The organism is Gillisia sp. JM1 (assembly GCF_000424645.1).
Taxonomy (GTDB): Bacteria; Bacteroidota; Bacteroidia; order Flavobacteriales; family Flavobacteriaceae; genus Gillisia.
Window position 1 is genome coordinate 1719409 of sequence record NZ_KE384218.1, and the last position, 23119, is coordinate 1742527.

The following is a 23119-nucleotide window of genomic DNA, read 5'->3' on the forward strand; positions in this document are numbered from 1 at the left end:
GTAGTTGAATTTAAATTCCTATTGATCCAGATCTCAAGGCTACATGAATTCCTTTTTGAATAGATTTAATAAGTTTCACTGTTAGTTGCGCTTTGGAGAAAGGAACCACAGGAAGCATAGGCATTCCAGTTTCTCGAAGCATCTTAATGGCCAGAGATTTTTCGGAAACGGGGAGGCCCATGATTGCTGAAAAATATATTTTTGGACTTTTAATAAAGTCTTTTCTTGCTTGGTATGTTTCAACGAAATTTCGCTGATACTGAAAGGTCTTATCAAATGTTTTTTCCGCTTTCTGAAAAAAGGCATCCCTATTAAATCCTCTTTTCACCATTTTGCCATTCATTTCAACTTCGGAAGCTTTGTATTTGCTCCCGGGGGATAAACTGAAGGAATTGGAAACATCTTTACGGCTCACGATAATATGAATATGGCTTTGGTTTCCTTCCTTAAACATTCCCTGTACGATTCGTTTTCCATTCTGCTGATGAGGAGCATTTGCCTCCAGACGTTTAATTTCACCTTCAATCTTTTTGATACTGCCATCTATTTCTCCCCTGTTTATTTTTTGAATCTCATTCTTTAACTGAAGTATTTTTGTGGCATAAACTTGGTTTTCTTTCACTTGGATATCAGTTCCTTTAAATGCCCTCTGGTACTCAATTTTTGCAAAATATTTAATATCATTTACATTCACAGGCCGACCATTGATTTCCCGGTTAAAGCAGGAAGCATAATTTTTCATGAGTTCCCTGGTATACTGTTTTAGAGCTTCTGGGCTGTTTTGAAGTTTTTTCAATTCGTACTGTGAAGGATTTACTGTAATGGAATAAAATTTCGGTTCAATTTTTTTTAGCTTGGATGTATTAGCATCTATTTCTTTTATTACGACTTCCGGAGAAATATCATCCTCCTTCTGATTGAAGAAAAATTCGTGATCACTTTCAATGTCGGGAAGCTGGTTTTCCTTTTCTAAGTAATCTACATAGTCTGCAACACTTTGCGAATAATTTGTTCCCAGTTTCTGGGCTGTGATTGTGATATACATAGTGAGTTATTTATAAAAATCGGGATGAGTGTCATCTTCTTCGTAATCCCTTTTTTTAGGCTGTTTGTTTTTTGGATCAGTGGCTTCCATAAGCGATTCCAAAATTGCCAAAGTGGGATTAGCTTTATTCTTTTCTACATCCTTCATAATTGCGATCACTGCATTTATTCTTTTCTTCAAACTGTTTTCAATACGCCTTCCGGTAGGCCCAAAATTCTCCTTTGGAGAAATCTCATTGTAGAAGAAAAAATCCAACATACCGGCCAGGGCTTCAGTATGGGTTTTAAAATGCTTCTTTGAAAAATCCCTGAACCTCTCAACAGTTTTTTTCTGAATGGTGATATTTGTAAATCCTTTCATAATTCACTTCAATTTTATTGTGTTTACTGTAATTTTTTGCCGTTTTACTAGGGCTACGGGGGCATTTACAGTAAATTCCAAATTCTAGAAATCTTATAACGTTTTTAAGTATTTGATAATCAGTAATTTGTAAATGAAAAGGAATATCAAACATCGCTCTGCGTGTTACCCTCTTGCTATTCCTTTTCGTCCCGTAGGGACAAAAATTTCAACTATTAAAATGAATTTAATAGCCTTTTTTTTGATTGAAAAATGAAACCTATTTTTTAAGATGAATAAGTCAAAACTTTCAAATTAACTTCAGTTAATAGATGGAATAATTGAGAATTCTGTAAACAGAAAAACGGGTAATGAAAATCATCACCCGTTTTAAATCATATTATAAATATTCTTATAAAATACCTTCATCAGCAAAAGAGAAGTAATCCCCATCCGGTATAATAATGAGATGATCCAATAATTTTATATCTAAAAACTCACCTGCATTTTTAATTTTATTCGTCAGTTGTTTATCTGCCTCGCTGGGTTTTAAATTTCCCGAGGGATGGTTATGGGCTTTATGTAAAGCTTTACATAAAGCCCATTATGCAAAGTAAATAGTTATGTAAAGTAAACAGCTGTACCTCCTTGTTTTATAGCGAAAAGCTTGTATTACTTTACATAACATTCTTAAAATTTCTTCAGCCACATCATCAAGCTTTCATTTTTTGTCCATTTGGCGGTTTCATTAGGATTAACATTAACGTATGCCTTTTCTAAAGCTTTGCGTTTCTGCTTAGAATCTGCCCTTGCATAGATTTCCGTGGTTTGAACTGACACGTGCCCTAGAATATCCCGGATATAGACGAGGTTCACTCCAGCTTGGAGCAAATGCATTGCTTTGGAATGCCTCAAGGAATGACAGCTTATTTTTTCAGGGAGTAGCATTTTATTTTCTTCCAATGCTTTTTTAAAATATTTCTGTACAATGTAATGGATCCCAGCACGGGTGAGTTTTTCCTTTCTACTATTAAAAAACAGTGGGTACATATTAGCAGAAGCGGTATCTAACCGGTTTTCCAGTATATAATTCTTAAGGTGCCCGGTTTGTGCATCCAACATCGGAACTATACGTGCTCTATTTCCCTTACCAATGATTTTGATCACTGGCGGAGTATCCAGTCGCAACATAGAAGGGGTCAGGTCAATGATTTCTTGTACCCTGGCACCTGTATCATACAGTAATGACAGTAGTGCTAAGTCCCTCCTCCCTTTAATGGTGGTGTAATCTGGCTGTTGCAATAGCAGTTTCATCCCATCAATGGTCAGATAAGTGATGGATTTATTCCTGGATTTTTTAAACCCAATGGATAGGATCTTCTGGCATTGATGCAGATGACCCAGGCTTTCACGCTGTAAAAACCTGTAAAACGAATGGATAGCCGCCAAACGTGCATTCCGGGTAGCATTGCCACAATTCCTCGTCTTTTGTAGCCAGTCAAGAAAATCCAGGACCACTTCTTTGGTAATCTTATCTAAAGTGAGTTTCTCTAATTTTAAGTGTTTTTCCTTCTGGAGGTACTCAAGTAGTAAGACAAATGTGTCCCGGTATGCTATAATGGTATTATTACTTAGCCCTTTTTCATGGGGCAGGTACCTTGATATAAAATCAGAGATATACTTTGAAAAATCAGTTGGTTTCATAATTTCTATATTTAGGGAATACATTCAGGCAGGTCATGTTAACCTCCTTGATCAAATCTGGGTACATATTCGCAGTGAGTCTTACATAATGGTTGGTGGCTCCTATCGATCCATGTCCTAGATAGTTGGACAGTATCGGTAAGGAAGCATACAAGTCCACGCCAGCTTCAGCCATGCTGGCCAGGGAGGTAACCGCAAAGGTATGCCGGAGATCGTGGACACGAGGGCCATGGTTTCGTCCGGTATAGTGGATACCTGCTTCACTTAAACACTTTTTGAACCAACTTCCCACCCCTTGCCCACATTTATTCCCATTGGCACTAATAAAGAAATATCCAGGGCTATCTTTAATGGGGAGGTGATCCCTGTAGTTTCTATATTCTTTACAAACACTAACCAGGGAAGTCGAAATAGGAATGATACGCTCCTTCCCATTCTTGGAATCTTTCACACGTAAATAATTTTCCTCCAGGTTTACATCCTCATCTTTCATGGCAAGGGCTTCTCCAATGCGAACTCCGGTGCCGTATAATAACCTGATCAGTGCCGGCATACAGATCAAACAGGAGTTCATATTTCTTTTTACAGATCTGAGTTCATTAGAAGCTTTAAATAAGGATAGGATCTCCTTCTGGGAATAGATGTATGGGATAAAAGTATTTTTCGGATAACGTGGAAGTTTGGGAATATAAGAGGGGATACTCAAGTCACAGAGGTAAGAAGAAAATTGTGCGAGGTATCTTATTCTATCGTATCGGTATCGTTCCGACTCATTGCATCTTTCTTCACTCCATTTCTGAGCGAACTTCTTTGTAAATCCCCTTGTTTCTTCTTCACCATTATGGGCCAGCTGGTCGATTTGAGATAATATAAACTTACCTGTGTTATACTTAAAACCCAGCTTTGTTTTCATATCAATGAATTTCGTTATAGCCGGACCATATATGCTGTCATAATTAATCATAAAAAACACCTCCTTTCTGCTGGTAAAATTGGGGAGGTACAAGAGGTACTTCCAGCATACACTGTCGCATGGATTTGAGATCGATCCTTAAATAATACCTTGTGGATTCTGTGCTTTTATGCCCCAGGACTTCAGAAATGACAGGGAGCACTATACTTTCTTCCAGCATCCTAAGCCCCAGGCTGTGACGCAGGGAATGAGGCCCGAACCGCCTGCCCTGAATGTTGATCCCTGCTTTTTTATAAGCTCTCTGGACCACATGGGTGACCACATTGCTTGAAGTAAAATAACTATACGGTGGCCTTTCTGATAAAAATATACATGCCTCCTCTGACTTAGCCCGCCCGTATTTTAAATAATCGATGATAGCATTTCCTACATCTGGCAATAAGGGAAGTATTAATTCCTTGCCGGTCTTGACTTGTTCTATTTCTATAGTACTGGTTTCCCAATGCAGGTTCGCAAACTTCAACCTGGCAATATCCGAAGCCCGAAGTCCCAGCCTTGCAGCCAGAATAATAATGGCATAGTTCCGTTTTCCTATTGGACTGGATCGTTCCACCGAGTTGATCAATTTTTCAATTTCTTTTCTGGAATATGTGGAAGGTAATTTAGGTTGACCAATGATCCTGTACTTTGGGATTCCCTTGGAATAATCAGCTGCTAAAAGCTTCTGTTCAAATAAGTACTTCATAAAACCGCGGAGCGTTGAAAGAACAGGGACTACTACGGTTTTTCCACAATCGAGCTTATTGATATACTGTAACAAAACAGCCAAATCAATATCCCTTATGGCATGCAACTTATAATCATTACAGTATTCCAAAAAGCGGAAAAGGCAACGTTTATAGCAATGCAAACGAGTCGTCGATAATCTTTCCTCTACTCTTTTATAATCTAGAAATTTGTCTATTTCCGCACCTAAGATCCCATTAAAAAGCAAGGGGGTCTTACCGGGCGGACGGGCTGCAACATTGATCTTGCCGATACTTTGGAACTCGGTCAGTTTCTTAGTTCCATTAGCTAGAAATTCTTCCTGTTTGGAGAGTTTACAGCCTTTGCGTCCACCAAACTCATTGCTTAAAAACTGAGCTTCTACTCCTTTGTCATAATGGGTGATCCCGTTGGCGACCATAAACTCCCTTAATTGTTTCCAGCCCCTTCGATAAGCCCCAACCGTATACCCCGAGTAAGCACGTTCGGATTCAAGGTAATTTCCGGCATCGGTCATTAACTTGTTAAAAGCTTTGATGTGTTCATTCATAAGACAATAATTTAGATGTGAATAATTCCTCTAAATAAAAGCATGTCTCTTGAAGTTCAACGAAGAAAAAAAATATTATGTAAAGTAAATTGAGTTTAATCTACTAGTATCAAACCCATTAGGTAAACTACTTTACATAACTACTTACTTTACATAATGGGCTAAAATTATAGATGTCGTAAGTGATTTTAAAATTACTGCAAATAAGATACGTACATCCACAAGTGTACCTGCGATTCCTCCGGTTGAAACTTTAAAAATTCCTTTCACTTTATTAGAATTATTTAAAAGCATGACTTTAAAGCATTCTTGTAAACCAATGCGATCTTTATCCCAAGATTCAAATAATAGTTCTACTGCACTGTTTGAAGAAGTAATCTTAGGAGCCTGTTTCATTTTAAAATTTCCCTGATATTTTATCGAAATTTCATTAACTTTAGTTTTCAAATTGATCTGTATTATAAGGGTTAATATTAAAAAGAGGGGGCTACTTTGAAGGGAACGCCCTCTTTATTTTTTAACACTATTCGTTAGTGTCGTTTCCATTTTTACTACCTAGTAATAAGATTTCACTCGCTATCACTTCAGTAACATACCTTTTTTCGCCTTCGCTGGTTTCATAGGAGCGGGAGCTCAATTTACCTTCGAGGGCAATTTCTTTTCCTTTGCCTACATAACTTTCAACGATATCTGCGATTTTTCCCCAGGCTACAATATTGTGCCATTGGGTGTCCTGTACTTTTTCGCCTTTTGAATCTTTATAAAATTCGTTGGTGGCGATTGAAAAGCTGGCTACTTTTTTACCGCTTTCAAGGTTCTTGATTTCAGGGGCATTCCCCACATTTCCGATTAACTGAACTTTGTTTCTAAGTGTACTCATAATTGAAAAATTTAAATGAATTGTTAAGTTTCCTGCTATCACCCACAGGTAGGTTATAAAAATTTACTTATTGTATCCTGAGCGTTTTCCTTTTTTGATTTTTTAACTCTTTTTTCGCTTCAGTTTTATGGATTTGATAAGATTTCATGGTTTCTGTTTTAAAATTTACTTTCCGTAGAGCCTTCACTGTTACCTTTTTTGATGCTGATACAGTTTCAGGATTTAGAATTAGGGAGGACTTATAAAAAGGGAAAGCGAAGCGACCGGCTTTATGCAGTCTGGACTAACTTCTAAATCTTGGTATTTTGCATTACAAAAAAGGTAAAGACAGTGGAGGTCGGGGAGTGGGTTTAAATAAACATGGGAAGTATTAAAGGAATTTGAAGAGGAAAAAAGAATAATAAATGGAATTCCAGACTATCGGACTTAATCCAAAAATTACTGGTTGTAATGAAGTGACTCGATTTTTTATCGTGGTAGCGAAATGGAAATATGTAATTTTTGGATTGTGTCCAAGACTTTTTGTAGTGAAGCTCTTTACCCGGAAAGGAGCTTTTCGCGGAATGCTGGGGAATGTGCTGAAAGGGATATGAAAACGGATTATTCTTCTATCTTAGGATTTAAAGCGGACTTGACTTCAAAGGTGTAGATTGGGAATGAAGTGTTCCTGCCGTTTTTCAGGCAGGGTGAACGTAATGGAAATCGGAAACTTTGGGGTTGTGTCCAAGACCTTTGCATTGAAGCGCTTTTCCCAAAATGTAGCTTTTTTTGCGGAATGTAGGGGGAATGGGCTGAATGTATTGTGATGACAAATTATCCACTTGAAGTAGGATTTAAATCGGATTTGACTTCAAGATAGAGATAAGAATGGAGTTTAGCCACCTCCCGACTTTTTTCTGGAACAAGCGGCAAGTGGAATGGAAATCGGAGGGTTTGGAGTTGTGTCCAAGACTTTTGTAATAAAGCGCATTTTCCGAAATGAAGCTTTTCCCGGAATGTGGGGATAGTGCTGAGTGGGTAGAAAGTAAATCACAAAACTTATTAAAAGTTAAATCGGGTTTATTTTTTAATAAAGCTCTATGGAAAATTGCTGAATTACTTTTGAAATTTACATTGAACTTAAATTTTCCGAAAATTTGAAATTAAAAGAGCACAAATGAGAATAAATAAAATTGAGGTGTCAAAAAAACCTTTTTCTGTACTTATTCTGTACTGGGTTAAAATAAAAAAGGCCTTCAATTTCTTGAAAGCCTTTTTTTTACTTGTAGCGAGAACGAGATTTGAACTCGTGACCTCTGGGTTATGAATCCAACGCTCTAACCAACTGAGCTACCTCGCCAAATTTTGTATTCAATTGCAAACAAATAGATTAGAACAACCGCTAATAATAATGGGCATTACAACCTCAAAGTTTGCGGCTGCAAATATAAAAACTATTTGTTTTAGCACAAGTTTTATTTTACGAAACTTTTAATTTGTTTTCTTTCAAGGTTAGCAATTAATATATATATTGCTCAAAATCTAATTTAAAAAGCATGGAAGATAAAGTTAAGTACGAAATGGAATTTCCAATACAAGCTTCCCCTTCGTTATTATATCAATATATTTCAACACCTTCTGGTCTTAGCGAGTGGTATGCGGACAATGTAAATTCTCGTGGGGAATTTTTTACCTTCATTTGGAATGAATCTGAAGAAAAAGCAAAGCTTTTAAGTAAGAAAAATGGTGAACGCATAAAATTTAGATGGTTGGAAGATGAGGAATCTCCATATTTTTTCGAAATCAGAATTCAAGTTGACGAGATTACTAAAGATGTTTCTATCATGATCACAGATTTTGCTGAAGATGATGAGATAGAAGAAGGGAAGATGCTTTGGGAAAACATGATTTCAGACTTAAAACAGATCTTAGGTTCGTCCTAATTTTTATATTTTAAATAGTACCTTTGCCCCGTTTTATAAATATTACGGGGCTTTTTTATGATAAATATAAATGGGAATTTAGTCGAAGATAAAGATGCAACTATTTCAGTTTTCAATAGAGGGCTTGCATATGGGGATTCTGTATTCGAAACTTTAAGGGTTATTAATGGAAAGATCATCTTTTGGGAAGATCATTATTTTAGGTTAATGTCTTCTATGCGCATTATGCGTATGGAAATCCCAGCTAATTTTTCTCCTGAATTTTTAGAGGAAGAGATCTTAGACTTGCTTAAAGCTAATGAACTTACTAATTCTCCCACAAGGATCCGATTCACGGTTTTTAGAAAATCTGGCGGGTTTTATAGACCAGACACTCTAGATATAGAATATATTATTACTTCAGAAACGCTTGCCGATCCTTTCTATTTATTAAATGAAGAGCCGTATGAAGTGGAATTATTTAAAGATCACTATGTAACAAGTGGACTCCTTTCTACTATTAAATCTAACAATAGGGCAGTAAATGTTCTAGGAAGTATTTTTGCTAAAGAAAATGATTATCAGAACTGTCTTTTGATCAACGAGAAAAAGCAGGTGGTTGAGGCGCTAAATGGGAATATCTTTATTGTGAATGGAAATAAAATTAAAACTCCACCATTACAAGATGGTGCTCTTAATGGGATTTCTAGAAAACAAATCCTCTCTGTTGTGAAAAAAATGATGGACCTGGAAATAGAAGAAACCAGTATCTCTCCATTTGAACTTCAAAAAGCAGATGAATTATTTATTTCTAATGTAATCGTTGGAGTTCAACCAATCTCAAAATACCGTAAAAAAGAATATAATAATACTGTGGGGAAAGAGGTGCTTACTAAGTTGAATGTAAAGGCTAGATTGGGCTAATTATAACTAGGATTTTCGGGAGCATTAGACCATAACACATAGTTTCCGCCAAGCTCCATCATTTTATCCTTCCAAAACGATCTATAGGATCTTTCTATAATGTCTTTTGCATCTTGATGCTCAGTAATTATCCAAGAATTTGAATTTAACTCTTCGGTAAGTTGTTCTGCATCCCAGCCTGAATAGCCAAGAAAAAAACGGATTTCTTTATCTGTTATTAGGTCACTAAGAATAAGTTCCTTTACTACTTCAAAATTTCCGCCCCAATATATCCCATTGGCAATTTCTATACTATCAGGAATGAGATCTGGTATCTTATGAATGAAATAAAGGTTGTCCTGTTCTACTGGCCCTCCATTGTAGATTTTAAAGCTTTTATTAAGACCTGGAATTAAATCTTTTAAGGTGAAGTCAAGAATCTTATTTAAAATAAATCCAATAGAACCAGATTCAGAATGTTCTGCTAGCAATACCACAGAGCGATTAAAGGATGTATCTCCTATAATTGTTGGCTCGGCAACCAATAAAAGACCTTTTTCTGGTTTTAAAGCAATCATGATTCTATACTTTTTATTAAAGCTAAAGATTAATTTAACAATTTCAAATAATTTGTTATATAAATTCAAAAAAAAACTCCCCCGAAGGAGAGTTTTATCTTTTTATAAAAAACTATAACTAGTTAACAGCTTTTTGTAAATCTGCACCCGCTTTAAATTTTACTACGTTTTTAGCAGCAATCTTTATAGTGTTACCAGTTTGTGGGTTTCTACCTTCACGAGCAGCTCTTTTAGAAACTGACCATGAACCGAATCCTACTAAAGAAACGCGATCTCCTTTTTTAAGAGAACCTTCAACATTTCCTAAGAATGACTCTAATGCTTTTTTAGCTGCTGCTTTAGAAATTCCAGCATGTTCAGCCATTGAATCGATTAAATCTGTTTTGTTCATAATTTCAATTTTAAATTAATTGTTGGTTAAACGTTAATGTTAATTTGCTTTACAAATTTATGTGGATTTCTCAGTCACGCAAGTAATATCAAGGGAAATGCGAGATTTTGTTAATAACTTAGGTTTATTGTTAATAAATATACTAATTATTTTCAATAATCAGGCATTTCAGTGTGGATAAGGCTTCACAGAACTTTGGCCCCAGTTTCAAATTGATACCCATTTAAAAGTTCTTTTGTTTTCATTTTTCGTTTCCCTGGCAACTGAATTTCGTTGACTAAAATATATCCGTCTTTAACTGCAACTTTTAATTTATTCTCCTCTTGAATAATTTCTCCTGCATCTTTATCATGAGATTCTATTAAGACCTCTATATCATAAAGCTTAGTATTTAATTCTATTTCTCCATTTTTAATAATAGTCCATGCTGCAGGATATGGATTTAAACCTCTTATAAAATCAAAAAGCTTAGTAGCACTTAAAGACCAGTTAATCCGTGTATTTTCCTTTGTTAATTTAGGAGCCTCTTTTAGACCTTCACTTTCTTTTTGTGAGATTGTTTTTACCTTATCATTTTTTATAAGATCCAATGTATCTATTACCAGTTCTGCTCCAAGGATCATTAATCTATCATGAAGGCTCCCTACATTATCTTTTAGTTCGATTGGAGTTTCCTTTTGAAGGATCATTGCACCGGTGTCTATTTTTTCATCTATAAAGAAAGTGGAGGCTCCTGTATGTGTGTCGCCATTTATAATGGACCAATTAATTGGTGCAGCACCTCTATATTGTGGTAATAAAGAAGCATGCAAATTAAAGGTGCCAAATTCTGGTAATTGCCAAACTACTTTAGGAAGCATTCTAAAAGCAACAACAACTTGTAGATTTGGCTTTAGACTTTTTAATTCTTCTAAAAATTCTGGAGATTTTAAATTGGTAGGTTGTAATACAGGAAGGTCATTAGCTATGGCAAATTCCTTTACAGCACTTTGTTGTAATTTTCTTCCTCTACCTGCCGGTCTATCTGGCGCCGTAATTACACCTACAACATTATATTTAGCTTCTATTATATATTTTAGGGTGGTCACAGCAAATTCTGGAGTACCCATAAAAACTATTCTTAGATCTCTCATTAATTTTTTAATTTATATGTATTAGTTGGGGTTATAGAAATCAATTCTTTATCCAACATTAAATCTATCACTTTTAAAATAGCTTTTTCTTGATATGGAAGCGTGCTAATGATAGTTCTTGAGTTTTCATCTTTAAGCTTCAATAATGAAATCACGTCATTATAAATACTTCTAATCAATTCTTTTTTGAGATATTTTTCTTTCGGCATACATACCGAACAGATTCCGCACTTGACAGCATCTTTATCCCCAAAATAATTTAGTAATTGCTGACTTCTACATTTTTTGTCATTTTCAACATACTTTAATAAAGCTTCAATTTTTCTAAGCTTACTTATTGATTGATTTTTTATATATTCTGAAAATGGATAAATACTGTTCTCATCTTCTCTAGGCACTAAAAAAGTTATAGAAGCATCGTTTTGTTGATGTTCAAACTCAACGATTTTATCTTTATCTAAATTATTCAATATAGACAGTGCCTCTTTTTCTGAAACTCCTGCTTTCTTGCAAACGGAGACTATATTAATTTGAACTTTATTGTCAAAAATACCACCATAGGTTCTTAAGACCGCTTTTATAACAGGATCAAACTTCGGATTTTCTTCTAAATAATACAGTAATTGCTTATTAGAAATAATAAATTGAAGACTAGTAGCTTTTTGAAACTGTTGAGACAATTTTAATATACTTATTCTATCCAGTAACTGAAGTGTGTTATATGTTTTTGTATTGTTTAATTGATATTGATGACAAAAATCGGCAAAATTAAAATCGTGCACCGTATTTAATCCTTCCCCGAAAGCTATCTGAAAATAGGAGGTGAGTTTTTTATAAATTAAAATAGCGAAAGCTAAGTCTGGAAGGGAATTGATAAACTGATTTTTTAGAACTGGTATATCACTCTTATTCGTGATTATAGTAGCAACAGAAGGATTGCCATCTCGACCTGCTCTGCCAGCTTCCTGGAAATAACTTTCAATGCTTTCCGGCAAATTTAGATGAATAACGTGTCTTACATTTGGCTTGTCTATCCCCATTCCAAAAGCATTGGTAGCTACCATGATCTTAGTTTTTTCTTTTAACCAAGAATTTAGGAGTTTGGATTTTTCTTTTGAAGAAAGTCCTCCGTGAAATGCTGCTGCGGAATATCCATTTTTTATTAATGACCTACTTATTTCTAAGGTCGCATTTCTGCTTCTTACATATACAATGGCACTTTCGCTACGATCCTGCAATAATTGATGCATTCTAAATTCTTTGTCTTCTGAAGCTATCACATTAAACCGAATATTATTTCGCTCCAAGGAGTTCTTGAAAATCTTAGGACTCTTCAGTTTTAATTGTTCAGCTATATCATCTACAACTCTGCTTGTAGCGGTAGCAGTTACTGCCATTATAGGGATTTCAGGATGCAGATCCCTTAGTAAAGAAACATTTAAATATGCTGGCCTAAAATCATGACCCCATTGCGAAATACAATGAGCTTCATCTATTGCAATTAAGTTTACGGGCATTAATTTTATACGTTCACGAACAAGGTCTTGTTGTAAACGCTCTGGAGATAGATACAAAAACTTATAATTTCCATAAATGCAATTATCCAAGAGGGTATCTAACTCTGTATAGGGAATACCTCCTGTAATAGCCATTGCCTTTATCCCTTTTTCTTGCAATGCCATTACCTGATCTTCAATTAAAGCAACAAGGGGAGATATAATTATACAAATCCCTTCTTTTTGCAATGCAGGGATCTGGTAGCATAAAGATTTCCCACCACCAGTTGGAAGAAGGGCAATGATATCTTGATTTTTTTCCGCAGCAATAATGACATCCTCTTGTAAAGATTTAAAAGAAGAATACCCCCAGTACTTAGTTAATATGTCTTTAGCTTGCTGCAAAATTATCCATCTAAGGAATTCATTATAAAGCTACTTCTATTGGCAATAGTACCTTTAGGTACTTCTATAGGCTTGTAACCATAAGTAATATAAGAATTTTTTAAGTTCTCATGAATTATTAAAGCTTGATCATAAGATTCGTAACGCTCATTATCGCTGGTATAGATCTCTTTCCAAGGTGGTAACAAGAATATTTCGTCGTATGTGTGGTTCTTGCAAGCTATAATAAATTCTTCTGGATAGGATGTGCCAAAATAATCCATATAAGCCACTACATCTGGAATTCCACGATCTATGAATATACGTTCTTTAGAAAGTTGAGCTGCTTCATAATGCTGATCTATTCTTGCTTCCAATAATTTCTCACTGAATAACAGAGGTTTCTCCAAAAATAACTGTTCTATTCCCTGTTGTTGAGCTTCTAAAGTTATTTGTCTGGATATTTCGTGCAAGCAAAAATGCCCCTGAGATTCCAGATATTTAATAATAGAAGATTTTCCTGTACCGGGACCTCCGGTAATAACTATTTTTTGATTTTGCACATGGCAAATTTCGGTATTTGCAATCGATAAAAAAAATGAATCATAACTCGTATATTTGCAAAAGAAGGAATGAAAATAAATTATGGAGTCAGACAAAAACTCAGAAGAATTTTACGATAAGTTAAAAGTCCAACTAGCAGAAACAAGTTCTTGGCCCTCAGTATATTTATATAAGTTTATTGTACTTACAAACAAATCAAAGATTGTTCAAATTCATGATATTTTTGATAATATGGGAGCAGTTATTAATACGAAAGAGTCTAAAAATGGTAAATATACCAGTGTTTCTGTGAATGTAAAAATGAGCGATCCCAATGCGGTTATATCAAAATATAAGCGAGTAGGGAAGGAAGTGGAGGGAGTAATTTCCCTTTAATACTAAAAACAAGTTGCGTTATGCTATTTTATTCTTTTCCAGCATAGGGCGGTTGAATAATATTTAGTATTTTGCAATCGGTATAATTTCTACCAAATTAGTTATCACCAATAAATTTCAATTTTGACATACGAATTAGAATATAACTCTGAAAGGAGCAAGTTGATCATTCCAGAATATGGTCGGCATTTACAAAAAATGGTTGAACACACTGTTGCCATTGAAGATGAAGCGGAGCGCAACAAAGTAGCAAAATCTATTATTGCTATAATGGGGAATATGAACCCTCACTTAAGGGATGTTCCAGATTTTCAGCATAAACTATGGGATCAATTATTTATAATAAGCGATTTTAAATTAGATGTGGATTCTCCATTTCCAAAACCTTCCAGAGAAGTTTTAGAGGAACATCCAGAACCAATGGATTACCCTCAGAATTTCCCGAAATATCGTTTTTACGGAAACAATATTAAAAGAATGATAGATGAGGCGGTAAAATGGGAAGATGGGGAGCTTAAGGATGCTTTAGAATATGCTATTGCCAATCACATGAAAAAATCATATTTAAATTGGAATAGAGAGGCAGTAGATGATGATGTTATTTATAATCATTTAAAAGAATTAAGTGATGGTAAGATAAACTTAAAGAATAGTGAAGAAGATCTTAGTGAAGCTTCTAGCTTGCTCAAAGGGAATAAAAAATATAGCAATTCGCCTAAGAAACCAGTTAGTAATAGGAATCCACGCGGACGTAAACGCTATTAAAAAATCAAAATTTTATGGGTACTTTTCAAATTGAGGGTGGTCATTCCTTAAGTGGAAGCATACAACCTCAAGGCGCTAAAAATGAAGCGCTTCAAATTCTTTGTGCAGTTTTATTAACTCCGGAAAAAGTTATAATTAATAACATTCCAGATATAATAGATGTTAGTAAGCTCATTAAACTTCTAGGAAATTTAGGAGTTAAAATTGAAAAGCTAGATAAAGGAAGGTATAGTTTCCAAAGTGATTCTATAGACCTGGATTATTTGGAGAGTGATGCATTTAAGAATGAAGGAAGCGGCCTTCGAGGTTCTATTATGATAGTTGGCCCTTTATTGGGAAGATTTGGAAAAGGATATATTCCTAGACCAGGGGGAGATAAAATAGGAAGAAGGAGATTAGATACTCATTTTGACGGTTTCGTAAAACTGGGAGCTAAATTTAAATACAATAAGGAAGAGCGTTTTTATGGCGTAGAAGCTCCAGAAGGTTTAACTGGGAATTATATGTTATTGGAAGAAGCTTCAGTAACTGGAACTGCAAATATTCTTATGGCTGCAGTTTGGGCGAAAGGAAAAACCACTATTTATAATGCCGCTTGTGAACCATATCTTCAGCAATTATGTAAGATGTTGAATTCTATGGGAGCTAAAATTGAAGGAGTTGGCTCTAATTTATTAACTATACAAGGTGTAGAAAGTTTTACAGGTTGTGAACATACAATCTTACCAGATATGATTGAGATTGGATCATGGATTGGTTTGGCTGCAATGACTAAAAGTGAGATCACAATAAAAAATGTAAGCTGGGACAATTTAGGGCTTATCCCTACAACTTTTGAAAAGCTTGGTATTACCATAGAGAAAAGAGGGGATGATATTTTTGTTCCTGCACATAAGGACGGTTATGAAGTTCAAAGTTTTATAGATGGTTCTATTATGAATATTAGTGATGCACCTTGGCCAGGATTTACTCCAGATTTATTGAGTATTTTGTTGGTAGTTGCGACACAGGCTAGAGGAAGTGTTCTAATACATCAAAAAATGTTTGAGAGCAGATTGTTCTTCGTAGATAAATTAATAGATATGGGAGCAAAAATTATACTTTGCGATCCACATAGAGCTACCGTAATAGGACACGATTTTAAATCTAGTCTAAGAGCTACTACAATGACTTCTCCAGATATTAGAGCAGGTGTTTCTTTATTGATTGCTGCCATGTCTGCAAATGGAACATCAACTATTCATAATATTGAACAAATTGATAGAGGTTACGAAAATATAGATGAAAGACTTCGAGCTATCGGTGCTAAGATTACCAGAATAGATTAAAGACAGGTCAATCAGATTTGAACAAAAAAATCCGGATAATTAATTATCCGGTTTTTTTGTGACGTATAAAAGATCTCTAAGATTTCTTTTCTAGTTTAGGTTCTTTATATCCAAAAAGATTCTGCTCTTTTATCATATTAGCTGTGCGTTCCGGCAACATGTTTTCCCAACCGGTTTTACCTTCGTGTATCATTTGTAAGATCTCTCTAGAAAAAACATCCAATATATTGGGATTGTAACCTTCAATATCAACTACTTTCCCGTTGTATTTGAAGAATTTAAATAATTCCTTCATTCGCGGATGTACCTTCAAATTATCACTTGTTATGATCTCACCAGTTTCAGGATCTTTGAGTGGGTAGAGGTACACTTTAAGGTCTTTAAAGAATAGCTTACCAAAAGCTTCCAAAATCCCCCCACTTAGGTGACGATAGTATTTTTCGTCAAAAATATCGATCAAATTGTTAACTCCCATTGCAAGTCCCATTCGTTCCTTGGTATATCTGGAGAAATATTCAACAACTCTATAATATTCCTGAAAGTTAGAGATCATTACTGTTTGCCCTAAAGAGCAAAGTAATTCGGCGCGATCCATAAAGTCTCTCTCATCTATTTCACCCTCAGCACGAAGGTTGGAAAGTGTTATTTCAAAAATAACTTCTGTATTTTCTTCTTCTACTTTATTTTCTTGTATAAAAAGTTCTAAAGACTTTTTATACATATCCATATTCACATTGGTAACAGGTCTAAAACTACCTCTTAATGCTAGAATATTCTTTTTGTAAAGTATTCTAGCCGGCAAGATATTGTTTCCATCTGGGGCAAACATTACCGCATCCGTCATCCCATTTTTTACCAGTTGAAGACTCATTAATCTATTATCTACTTTTTCAAATCGTGGTCCCGAAAAGTTGATTGTATCTATTTCTATCTGATCTTTGTCTATATGATCGTAAAGATATCGCAGTAATTTTTTAGGATTATCGTACTTATAATAAGCGCCATAAATAAGGTTTACACCCAATATTCCTAATGTGTTCTGCTGAAGTCTAGCATCGTTTTCGTGAAAACGAATATGCAAACTTATCTCATTATAATCTTCATTTGGATCTACCTGGTATCGAATTCCTATCCATCCGTGCCCTTTGTACTTCTTAGCGAAATCTATAGTTGCAACTGTGTTTGCGTAACTAAAGAATAATTTGTTAGGATGTTTATCTCTGGAGATTCGATCTTCAATTAAATTGATCTCATAAGAGAGCATTTTCTTTAATCTAGCTTCTGTAACATACCTTTTATCATCTTCTACACCATAGATGGCATCACTAAAATCTTTATCATATGCACTCATCGCCTTTGCAATAGTACCGGAAGCTCCTCCAGCTCTAAAGAAATTCCTTACAGTTTCTTGTCCCGCACCTATTTCGGCAAATGTGCCGTAAATATTTTCATTTAGATTAATTCGTAAAGCTTTACTTTTAATTGAAGGAACGTTTTCAAACTCACGGTCCCCCATAATGGTAATGGGCATAATTTTATCTTTTTAAGAAAAGGGTTGCTGTGAGCAAAGGTAGTAAAACAGAAGGCTGTAGAAAAAAAATTATACTTACTTTTGTATTAAAATAAAAGGATTGCAAATAACATTTTTAGGCACAGGAACTTCACAAGGAATCCCAGTAATTGGTAGCAAGCATCCAGTTTGTTTAAGTGAAAACCCAAAAGATAAGCGTTTAAGAGTTTCTGTTCTGGTAGAATGGGAGGAATATACTATTTTAATTGACTGCGGCCCAGATTTTAGAACTCAAATGTTAACTAATAATATAGAGAAGCTAGATGCGGTTCTTTTTACCCATGAACATAACGATCATACTGCCGGCTTGGACGATATCAGACCATTTTTCTTTAAACAAGGAGATATTCCAATTTTTGCACATCCAAGGGTTCTTCAAAACTTGCATAGACGTTTCGAGTATATTTTGAATAATGATGATAAATATCCCGGGGCGCCGAGTGTTCAGATAAACGAAATTGAAAACAAAGCTTTTTTTTTCAAACAACTTCCAATTACTCCTGTTAATGCTATGCATAACAGGTTGCAGGTATTTGGTTTCAGATTAAAGGATTTTGCCTATTTAACCGATGTTAAAACCATTGAGCCTGAAGAAACAGAAAAATTAAAGGGAGTAAAGGTTTTAGTGATAAACGCACTTAGGCAGGAACCACATCATTCTCATTTTAGTCTGGAAGAGGCTTTAGCTTTTATTGCTGAAGTAAATCCAGAACAAGCATATATTACTCATATAAGCCACTTATTAGGATTTCATGATGAGATCCAGGCTACTTTGCCAAAAAATGTTTTTTTGGCCTACGATAATTTAAAAATTACGATATAATGCGAAATAAAATAATTTCTTATCTATTAATATTTATGTTTTTATTCACGATTTTTATTTATGTGAATGATAAAAAGATCCTTGATTCGAGAGAGGAAAAAATAGAAAAATTTCAAGATAGAGTAGCCGAATTAGAGAAGGAGAAAGAGCAATTAGAAAGTGAAAAATTGAATTTGAATTATTTCTCTTTAGCCGAAAATGAAGAAGCCATTTCTTATTTTGAACGTTCCGGAATTAATTCTAAAGAATTAGCACTTGCTATTGAAGATGAAATTATTGGCAGAAATAAAGCAGCTGAAGATAATGATTTGGTTCCCTTTGCTGGAATGGATGGAATTATGCGCGTTAATAAAGTGAAGATTCTAAACCATAAATGGATTATTGCAGATTTTACCGATGGTACTTACTGGGGAGAGATTTTAGTTTCTTACGAGTTGGATGAAAACAAGAATCTGATTCTGAATACAGAAAAATCATTTCTCTATCCACAAGATTAAAGACGATTTACCAGCCACTTTTTAAGTTCTGTAAAGTTTTGAGGATGTACTCCGTGTCCCACAGGGAATTCAGAATAGCTATGTTCAATTCCTAATTCCTTCAAAAGTTCTGGAGCTTTTCTTGCCCAATTTACAGGGATCACCTGATCTTGACTTCCGTGGGACGCATAAATAGAAATACCTGAAAAATCATTCTTTTCAAATTCAGGAGAAATAATTTCAGTATTTATATACCCGCTTAAAGCGATCACGTTTTTCACTTTAGCAGGTTCACTTAGTGCTACTGCATAACTTAAAATAGTACCCTGACTAAATCCTAGAAGCGTAATATTATCTTTATCTACAGGATAATTGGCGATCACTTCATCTATGAAATTTGAGATCGATATTCTAGATTCCATAGCTTGTTCATTATCACTAAATTTTCCTTGAACTGCATCAAAATTTATAGCATACCATGCATGTCCATGAGGATTTAGATTATAAGGAGCTCTTGCAGAAATAATCAATAATTCTTCGGGTAATTCGCTTGCAAAAGAAAACAGATCGTTTTCGTCGCTGCCATACCCATGCAACATGATTAATGTTGGAGCTTTACCAGAAGTTATAGAAGAAGGTCTTACAAGATGTGTTAAGGAAAGAGGGATTGTTGTCATTTTTAATTTACTGTGCTAAACCATTTTTGAAATTGTGCTCCCAATATAGGAACTTCTTTTTGTTCTCCTTGAATTGCAGTAACTAAACCATATCCCCAAAGAATTATAATAAAGATCCAAAAGGAATAAGAAACCATCCAACTATCAAAAATACTAACAAAAGCTCCTAATACAAAATAGGTGATATGAATTCCTAAGGCTTGTCTAATATGAAAACTAGCGAAACTATTTTTAGTGTCGTTGTTCATAAAATAAGCTATAATAGTTCCAATAATAGTAAGATATGCTACAATTGCGGCAGATTTTCCATTTTCGATGGTAGTATTCATGATTTTTTAATTTTAGTTGATCGATGAATTACAAAAATATGCAATTAACCTATAGTAAGCATACTAGATCTAGTTCCATTTATAATTCCATAAACCTTTCCTTTTATCTTTAAGTCTAAGAACATACTATTTTTGGAACTGGAATATATGTTTTCTTTATTGAAAGTGCTTTGCTCCTCAGGATCGAAAAGGCTGAAATTAGCCTGATTTCCTTCCTTGATTTCTACTTCGGGAATCTTAAAGCGTGCTCTTCCTTTGGTTAATAGACTTATAGTTTCATCTAGATCGAAGATAGTAGAGAGTGCTCCAAAGGCTGATTCTAAACCAATTGTACCATAAAGAGAATGTTCAAATTCTACTTTTTTATGTTCTAGATCTATTGGTGTATGATCTGAAGTTACCATATCTATAGTGCCGTCCAGAACTCCTTTTCGTAAAGCTTTTACGTCCACTTTGGTTCTTAATGGAGGTAATACTTTATAGCGAGTATCAAATTCTACCAATTCATCATCGGTATATATCAAATTATGAATTGCAACACTACAGCTTACATCCAAGCCCCTTTTCTTTGCATCTTTAATCAATTTTATAGATTTTTCAGTAGAAATAGTTGGAATATGTAACTTCCCGCCTGTGTATTCCAGAATATAAAGATCCCTAATTATCTGTAGTTCTTCCGCTAAAGCTGGGATGCCATTAAGTCCAAGCGAAGTGCTATTAATATGCTCATTTACTAATCCATAACCCGCAATTTGATCGTCTTGCGGAAAGGATTGCACAAGTCCGTCGAAATTTTGAGCATACAATAAAGAGAGTTTTAAAAGATTTGGATGGCCGATAGCCTTTTTATAATCTCCAAAAGCAATTGCTCCCGCTTGATGCATATCGTATAACTCAGCAAGATCTTTTCCTTCAGATTTATTGGTAAGCGCTCCAATAGTAAATAATTGTACAGCGTTGTTTTCAGCTTTAGATTTTATAGAAGTTATACTCCCGTTATTATCTAATACAGGGTTTGTTCCGGGGTTAAGAGCAATTTGAGTGAATCCGCTTTGCCCGGCTACTTTAAGTCCATTTTTAATAGTTTCCCGTTCTTCGTATCCCGGCTCGCCAAAACTCACACTGCTATCAAACCAACCTTTTGAAACATGAAGATTTTTGAGATCGATCTCTTTATCTACATCTTTAATTTTCAGGGAAGCGCCAATCTTTTTAATTATTCCTCCTTCAATTAAAATATCTACCTTTTTGTGATGGTATTTAGATCCTTGATCTATTATTTTGGCAGCCTTAAGGAGTAGCTTCATTTAAAATATTTTAGAAGTAAAGTTTCAATTATTAAAAATAACAGTGCAAAAGTAACAAACCATTTCCAAAAAGTATTCTTTTCATCTACATAGCCTTCAGAAATAAAGAATTCATTTAAATCCTCGATTTGTTGTAAATTTTTAGTGCCCCCTAGATCTGCATAGATCATCTTACTTTCCTCTCTGGATACATTATAACTAATAGCCATTTGTGTCGTATCTCTTAGTTCTACGGAATAATTATCGGGATTTTGTGGCAACTCGTTGGTGGTGATCTCTATTTTTCCATCAAAACTTTTTTGCTGGGGGATAAAAGATAGTTTTTCTGAACTCAATTTAACGATCTCGTCATTATTCACCGCTATTGGAACTGTGATCTTATTTTCCTTGCCTAAATGAATGTATAGAGGAGGAGTGTTAATATTAGAAATAGCCATCTTATAAAAAGTAGGAACTACCAAGGGAGATTGAATAAAATTTGAGTTTTTAGAATTTAAGGGAGCCGAAAATATAAATGAATTGTCTTTTTGAAATAAAAATGGCTGATTATCCTGCAGCGATAAAATGGTATTGGAACCTGAATTTAAATTATAATTGATTTGAACTTTTGGGTATTCAAAATTTTTAACCTGCTTATCGAACACTCCTTTGTAAAGTGGATGCTGAAATTTTATATCTGTTATAAATTTCTCTTCTTCTTGTCGCTTATCAAAACCTGAAACTCCAAGTGTATTTAAAAAATCAATAAAATTAGAACCCAAATTTTCTGCGGAAGGAATAATGATAAAAACTTTATTTTTTGACGCTAATCTGGAGAGGGTAGAAGCTAGTATTTCATTGAGATCTGGGATTTCATTTAAAATAATAACATCTGCATCATTAAGTGCATTGTAATTTATAGAAGTAGCTAAAAAACTAGTGTAATCAAATTCTGAAGCAGTATATATACGTTGTAAAAAGTCGCTTTTTTCCTGATTTATACTACATACTTTAATAGGTTGAATTTTATTCAGAGAGAAATAAAGAGTATTGTCGAATAACAGTCCGTTATCTTCTATTTGGATCTTCCCATGTGTTATTTCAGGATCATTGATTGGAAATGTAAGATTTACTGAACTATTGGGCTCTAAGCTAGCACTGGTTTTTCCAATTAGCTTATCCTTATTATAAAGAGATACGGGTGTACTTTGAGAACTATTACCAGTATTGCTTATTGTAAGCTCCAGTATTCTGGACTCCATAGCTTCAGATGAAAGAAATGCAGTATCTATCTTTATGTTTTCTTTGCGCTCTGGAGCCTGTTGATACGTATATATTTCAATCTCAGAATTCTTTTTATCTATTGGGAGCTCAAAATTTTGTTGAAGGTCAGAAATTATAAGAAATTTCTTTAAAGTGCTGGTGTCTTTTGAAAAACTATTTGTTGCTTTTAATATCAAAGTTTTGAAATCCAATTGATTTCCTGAATATTTTATGTTTTGAAGATTTTCTTTAGTTAGATTTTTATAATCTTCAGAATTAGTAATTAAAGTGATGTTCTTTTCTGAAAAGTCACTCTCTAATAATTCTTGTACACTGCGCTCTAATAATTTTCCCTTTTTACCTAATGCTTGCATGCTAAAAGAATTATCTAAGAAAATAACAGTTTCTAAATTCTTAGAATTTTGTGTGCTGGAAGAAGGGAAATAAGGTTGAGAAAAAGCAAAAATGATAGCTGTAAGCGCCAATAATCTAGTAGCAAGAATTAACCATTTTTTTATTCTGGAGCTTTTTCGGGTTTGTAGGCTAAGTTTTTTGAGAAATTTCACATTTGTAAAATATTCTGTTTTAAACTTTCTAAGCTGAAATAAATGAACAATAATTGGAATAATCAGCAGTACAAGCGCGTATAATACCTCTGGATGATAAAACTGCATGAATATT

Annotated in this window: 25 protein-coding genes, 1 tRNA gene and 1 pseudogene; 8 read left to right on the top strand and 19 right to left on the bottom strand. The window is 34.4% G+C overall.

What is annotated here, in order from left to right:
• Positions 1–10 precede the first annotated feature (10 nt).
• From mobB to H033_RS0110975, 8 genes and pseudogenes are all read right to left on the bottom strand, one after another.
• Positions 11–1045 (bottom strand): MobB family relaxase, encoded by a 1035-nt coding sequence (gene mobB, locus H033_RS0110945; RefSeq protein WP_026838359.1) that lies wholly within the window; start codon positions 1043–1045, stop codon positions 11–13.
• Between the two features lie 6 nt (positions 1046–1051).
• The gene (locus H033_RS0110950; protein WP_026838360.1) at positions 1052–1405 is read right to left on the bottom strand and encodes a BfmA/BtgA family mobilization protein; all 354 of its coding nucleotides are present in this window, start codon (positions 1403–1405) and stop codon (positions 1052–1054) included.
• Positions 1406–1796: 391 nt separating this feature from the next.
• A pseudogene (locus H033_RS21605) lies at positions 1797–1961 on the bottom strand (JAB domain-containing protein); the annotation flags it as partial.
• A gap of 113 nt (positions 1962–2074) precedes the next feature.
• A complete protein-coding gene (locus H033_RS0110955; RefSeq protein WP_231367600.1) occupies positions 2075–3112 on the bottom strand; it encodes a site-specific integrase in 1038 nt (345 codons plus the stop codon).
• Positions 3075–4001, bottom strand: coding sequence for a tyrosine-type recombinase/integrase (locus tag H033_RS0110960; protein WP_231367601.1), 927 nt, complete (start codon positions 3999–4001; stop codon positions 3075–3077). Before H033_RS0110960 ends, H033_RS0110955 begins: the two co-directional genes overlap by 38 nt.
• 43 nt (positions 4002–4044) lie before the next feature.
• Positions 4045–5316 carry a site-specific integrase gene (locus H033_RS0110965; protein WP_026838363.1) on the bottom strand — a complete coding sequence of 424 codons (1272 nt, stop codon included), beginning with the start codon at positions 5314–5316 and terminating at the stop codon, positions 4045–4047.
• A 144-nt stretch (positions 5317–5460) separates the two neighbouring features.
• Complete coding sequence (locus H033_RS0110970; RefSeq protein ID WP_026838364.1) at positions 5461–5763, bottom strand: JAB domain-containing protein; 303 nt, start codon at positions 5761–5763, stop codon at positions 5461–5463.
• Positions 5764–5839: 76 nt separating this feature from the next.
• Positions 5840–6196, bottom strand: coding sequence for a single-stranded DNA-binding protein (locus H033_RS0110975; protein ID WP_006987889.1), 357 nt, complete (start codon positions 6194–6196; stop codon positions 5840–5842).
• Positions 6197–6600: 404 nt separating this feature from the next.
• Here H033_RS0110975 and H033_RS0110980 point away from each other — a divergent pair, with 404 nt between their 5' ends.
• The gene (locus H033_RS0110980; RefSeq protein WP_026838365.1) at positions 6601–6789 is read left to right on the top strand and encodes a hypothetical protein; all 189 of its coding nucleotides are present in this window, start codon (positions 6601–6603) and stop codon (positions 6787–6789) included.
• Positions 6790–7461: 672 nt separating this feature from the next.
• Here H033_RS0110980 and H033_RS0110990 read toward each other — a convergent pair.
• Positions 7462–7535 (bottom strand) — tRNA-Met (locus H033_RS0110990).
• 196 nt (positions 7536–7731) lie between these two features.
• On the opposite strand from H033_RS0110990, the gene H033_RS0110995 reads away from it, so the two are divergent.
• Together H033_RS0110995 and H033_RS0111000 are read left to right on the top strand one after the other, a co-directional pair.
• A complete protein-coding gene (locus tag H033_RS0110995; protein WP_026838366.1) occupies positions 7732–8118 on the top strand; it encodes an START-like domain-containing protein in 387 nt (128 codons plus the stop codon).
• Between the two features lie 57 nt (positions 8119–8175).
• Positions 8176–9021, top strand: coding sequence for an aminotransferase class IV (locus tag H033_RS0111000; RefSeq protein ID WP_026838367.1), 846 nt, complete (start codon positions 8176–8178; stop codon positions 9019–9021).
• Here the strand turns inward: H033_RS0111000 and H033_RS0111005 are convergent.
• From H033_RS0111005 to H033_RS0111025, 5 genes are all read right to left on the bottom strand, one after another.
• On the bottom strand, positions 9018–9578 hold the full coding sequence (locus tag H033_RS0111005; protein ID WP_026838368.1) for a YqgE/AlgH family protein: 561 nt from the start codon (positions 9576–9578) through the stop codon (positions 9018–9020). The two genes, H033_RS0111000 and H033_RS0111005, sit on opposite strands and share 4 nt — an antisense overlap.
• A gap of 118 nt (positions 9579–9696) precedes the next feature.
• Positions 9697–9969: an HU family DNA-binding protein gene (locus H033_RS0111010; RefSeq protein ID WP_026838369.1), complete on the bottom strand. Its 273-nt coding sequence runs from the start codon at positions 9967–9969 to the stop codon at positions 9697–9699.
• 185 nt (positions 9970–10154) lie between these two features.
• Entirely contained in the window at positions 10155–11102 is a 948-nt protein-coding gene (fmt, locus tag H033_RS0111015; protein ID WP_026838370.1) for a methionyl-tRNA formyltransferase, read from the bottom strand.
• The gene (locus H033_RS0111020) at positions 11102–13003 is read right to left on the bottom strand and encodes an ATP-dependent DNA helicase RecQ (RefSeq protein WP_026838371.1); all 1902 of its coding nucleotides are present in this window, start codon (positions 13001–13003) and stop codon (positions 11102–11104) included. Before H033_RS0111020 ends, fmt begins: the two co-directional genes overlap by 1 nt.
• Positions 13004–13005: 2 nt before the next feature.
• Positions 13006–13545 (bottom strand): AAA family ATPase, encoded by a 540-nt coding sequence (locus H033_RS0111025; protein WP_026838372.1) that lies wholly within the window; start codon positions 13543–13545, stop codon positions 13006–13008.
• Between the two features lie 82 nt (positions 13546–13627).
• Between H033_RS0111025 and H033_RS0111030 the strand changes: the two genes are divergently transcribed.
• From H033_RS0111030 to murA, 3 genes are all read left to right on the top strand, one after another.
• Positions 13628–13921, top strand: a complete 294-nt coding sequence (locus H033_RS0111030) for a DUF493 family protein (RefSeq protein WP_026838373.1) — start codon at positions 13628–13630, stop codon at positions 13919–13921.
• A 123-nt stretch (positions 13922–14044) separates the two neighbouring features.
• Positions 14045–14686 carry a DUF4290 domain-containing protein gene (locus tag H033_RS0111035; protein WP_026838374.1) on the top strand — a complete coding sequence of 214 codons (642 nt, stop codon included), beginning with the start codon at positions 14045–14047 and terminating at the stop codon, positions 14684–14686.
• Between the two features lie 14 nt (positions 14687–14700).
• Entirely contained in the window at positions 14701–16014 is a 1314-nt protein-coding gene (gene murA, locus H033_RS0111040; protein ID WP_026838375.1) for a UDP-N-acetylglucosamine 1-carboxyvinyltransferase, read from the top strand.
• Positions 16015–16090: 76 nt separating this feature from the next.
• Here murA and H033_RS0111045 read toward each other — a convergent pair whose 3' ends face one another.
• Positions 16091–17545 carry a nicotinate-nucleotide adenylyltransferase gene (locus H033_RS0111045; protein ID WP_026838376.1) on the bottom strand — a complete coding sequence of 485 codons (1455 nt, stop codon included), beginning with the start codon at positions 17543–17545 and terminating at the stop codon, positions 16091–16093.
• 100 nt (positions 17546–17645) lie between these two features.
• On the opposite strand from H033_RS0111045, the gene H033_RS0111050 reads away from it, so the two are divergent.
• Together H033_RS0111050 and H033_RS0111055 are read left to right on the top strand one after the other, a co-directional pair.
• On the top strand, positions 17646–18407 hold the full coding sequence (locus H033_RS0111050; protein ID WP_026838377.1) for an MBL fold metallo-hydrolase: 762 nt from the start codon (positions 17646–17648) through the stop codon (positions 18405–18407).
• Positions 18407–18904 (top strand): hypothetical protein, encoded by a 498-nt coding sequence (locus tag H033_RS0111055; protein ID WP_026838378.1) that lies wholly within the window; start codon positions 18407–18409, stop codon positions 18902–18904. Before H033_RS0111050 ends, H033_RS0111055 begins: the two co-directional genes overlap by 1 nt.
• Here H033_RS0111055 and H033_RS0111060 read toward each other — a convergent pair.
• From H033_RS0111060 to H033_RS0111075, 4 genes are read right to left on the bottom strand one after another with little or no spacing between them, the layout of a single operon-like run.
• Positions 18901–19560, bottom strand: a complete 660-nt coding sequence (locus H033_RS0111060) for an alpha/beta hydrolase (RefSeq protein ID WP_026838379.1) — start codon at positions 19558–19560, stop codon at positions 18901–18903. The two genes, H033_RS0111055 and H033_RS0111060, sit on opposite strands and share 4 nt — an antisense overlap.
• A 2-nt stretch (positions 19561–19562) precedes the next feature.
• Positions 19563–19889, bottom strand: a complete 327-nt coding sequence (locus H033_RS0111065; protein WP_026838380.1) for a DUF4870 domain-containing protein — start codon at positions 19887–19889, stop codon at positions 19563–19565.
• Positions 19890–19933: 44 nt separating this feature from the next.
• Entirely contained in the window at positions 19934–21196 is a 1263-nt protein-coding gene (locus tag H033_RS0111070) for a dihydroorotase (RefSeq protein WP_026838381.1), read from the bottom strand.
• Positions 21193–23112: a BatA domain-containing protein gene (locus tag H033_RS0111075; protein ID WP_026838382.1), complete on the bottom strand. Its 1920-nt coding sequence runs from the start codon at positions 23110–23112 to the stop codon at positions 21193–21195. The genes H033_RS0111070 and H033_RS0111075 overlap by 4 nt, the downstream gene beginning before the upstream one ends.
• Between the last annotated feature and the right edge of the window lie 7 nt (positions 23113–23119).

Excerpts from the sequence above, each read along its gene's own strand:
- mobB (WP_026838359.1), bottom strand. The coding sequence starts at position 1,045 with ATGTATATCACAATCACAGCCCAGAAACTGGGAACAAATTATTCGCAA.
- H033_RS0110950 (WP_026838360.1), bottom strand. The coding sequence starts at position 1,405 with ATGAAAGGATTTACAAATATCACCATTCAGAAAAAAACTGTTGAGAGG.
- H033_RS0110955 (WP_231367600.1), bottom strand. The coding sequence starts at position 3,112 with ATGTATTCCCTAAATATAGAAATTATGAAACCAACTGATTTTTCAAAG.
- H033_RS0110960 (WP_231367601.1), bottom strand. The coding sequence starts at position 4,001 with ATGAAAACAAAGCTGGGTTTTAAGTATAACACAGGTAAGTTTATATTA.
- H033_RS0110965 (WP_026838363.1), bottom strand. The coding sequence starts at position 5,316 with ATGAATGAACACATCAAAGCTTTTAACAAGTTAATGACCGATGCCGGA.
- H033_RS0110975 (WP_006987889.1), bottom strand. The coding sequence starts at position 6,196 with ATGAGTACACTTAGAAACAAAGTTCAGTTAATCGGAAATGTGGGGAAT.
- H033_RS0110980 (WP_026838365.1), top strand. The coding sequence starts at position 6,601 with ATGGAATTCCAGACTATCGGACTTAATCCAAAAATTACTGGTTGTAAT.
- H033_RS0110995 (WP_026838366.1), top strand. The coding sequence starts at position 7,732 with ATGGAAGATAAAGTTAAGTACGAAATGGAATTTCCAATACAAGCTTCC.
- H033_RS0111000 (WP_026838367.1), top strand. The coding sequence starts at position 8,176 with ATGATAAATATAAATGGGAATTTAGTCGAAGATAAAGATGCAACTATT.
- H033_RS0111005 (WP_026838368.1), bottom strand. The coding sequence starts at position 9,578 with ATGATTGCTTTAAAACCAGAAAAAGGTCTTTTATTGGTTGCCGAGCCA.
- H033_RS0111010 (WP_026838369.1), bottom strand. The coding sequence starts at position 9,969 with ATGAACAAAACAGATTTAATCGATTCAATGGCTGAACATGCTGGAATT.
- fmt (WP_026838370.1), bottom strand. The coding sequence starts at position 11,102 with ATGAGAGATCTAAGAATAGTTTTTATGGGTACTCCAGAATTTGCTGTG.
- H033_RS0111030 (WP_026838373.1), top strand. The coding sequence starts at position 13,628 with ATGGAGTCAGACAAAAACTCAGAAGAATTTTACGATAAGTTAAAAGTC.
- murA (WP_026838375.1), top strand. The coding sequence starts at position 14,701 with ATGGGTACTTTTCAAATTGAGGGTGGTCATTCCTTAAGTGGAAGCATA.
- H033_RS0111045 (WP_026838376.1), bottom strand. The coding sequence starts at position 17,545 with ATGCCCATTACCATTATGGGGGACCGTGAGTTTGAAAACGTTCCTTCA.
- H033_RS0111055 (WP_026838378.1), top strand. The coding sequence starts at position 18,407 with ATGCGAAATAAAATAATTTCTTATCTATTAATATTTATGTTTTTATTC.
- H033_RS0111060 (WP_026838379.1), bottom strand. The coding sequence starts at position 19,560 with ATGACAACAATCCCTCTTTCCTTAACACATCTTGTAAGACCTTCTTCT.
- H033_RS0111065 (WP_026838380.1), bottom strand. The coding sequence starts at position 19,889 with ATGAATACTACCATCGAAAATGGAAAATCTGCCGCAATTGTAGCATAT.
- H033_RS0111070 (WP_026838381.1), bottom strand. The coding sequence starts at position 21,196 with ATGAAGCTACTCCTTAAGGCTGCCAAAATAATAGATCAAGGATCTAAA.
- H033_RS0111075 (WP_026838382.1), bottom strand. The coding sequence starts at position 23,112 with ATGCAGTTTTATCATCCAGAGGTATTATACGCGCTTGTACTGCTGATT.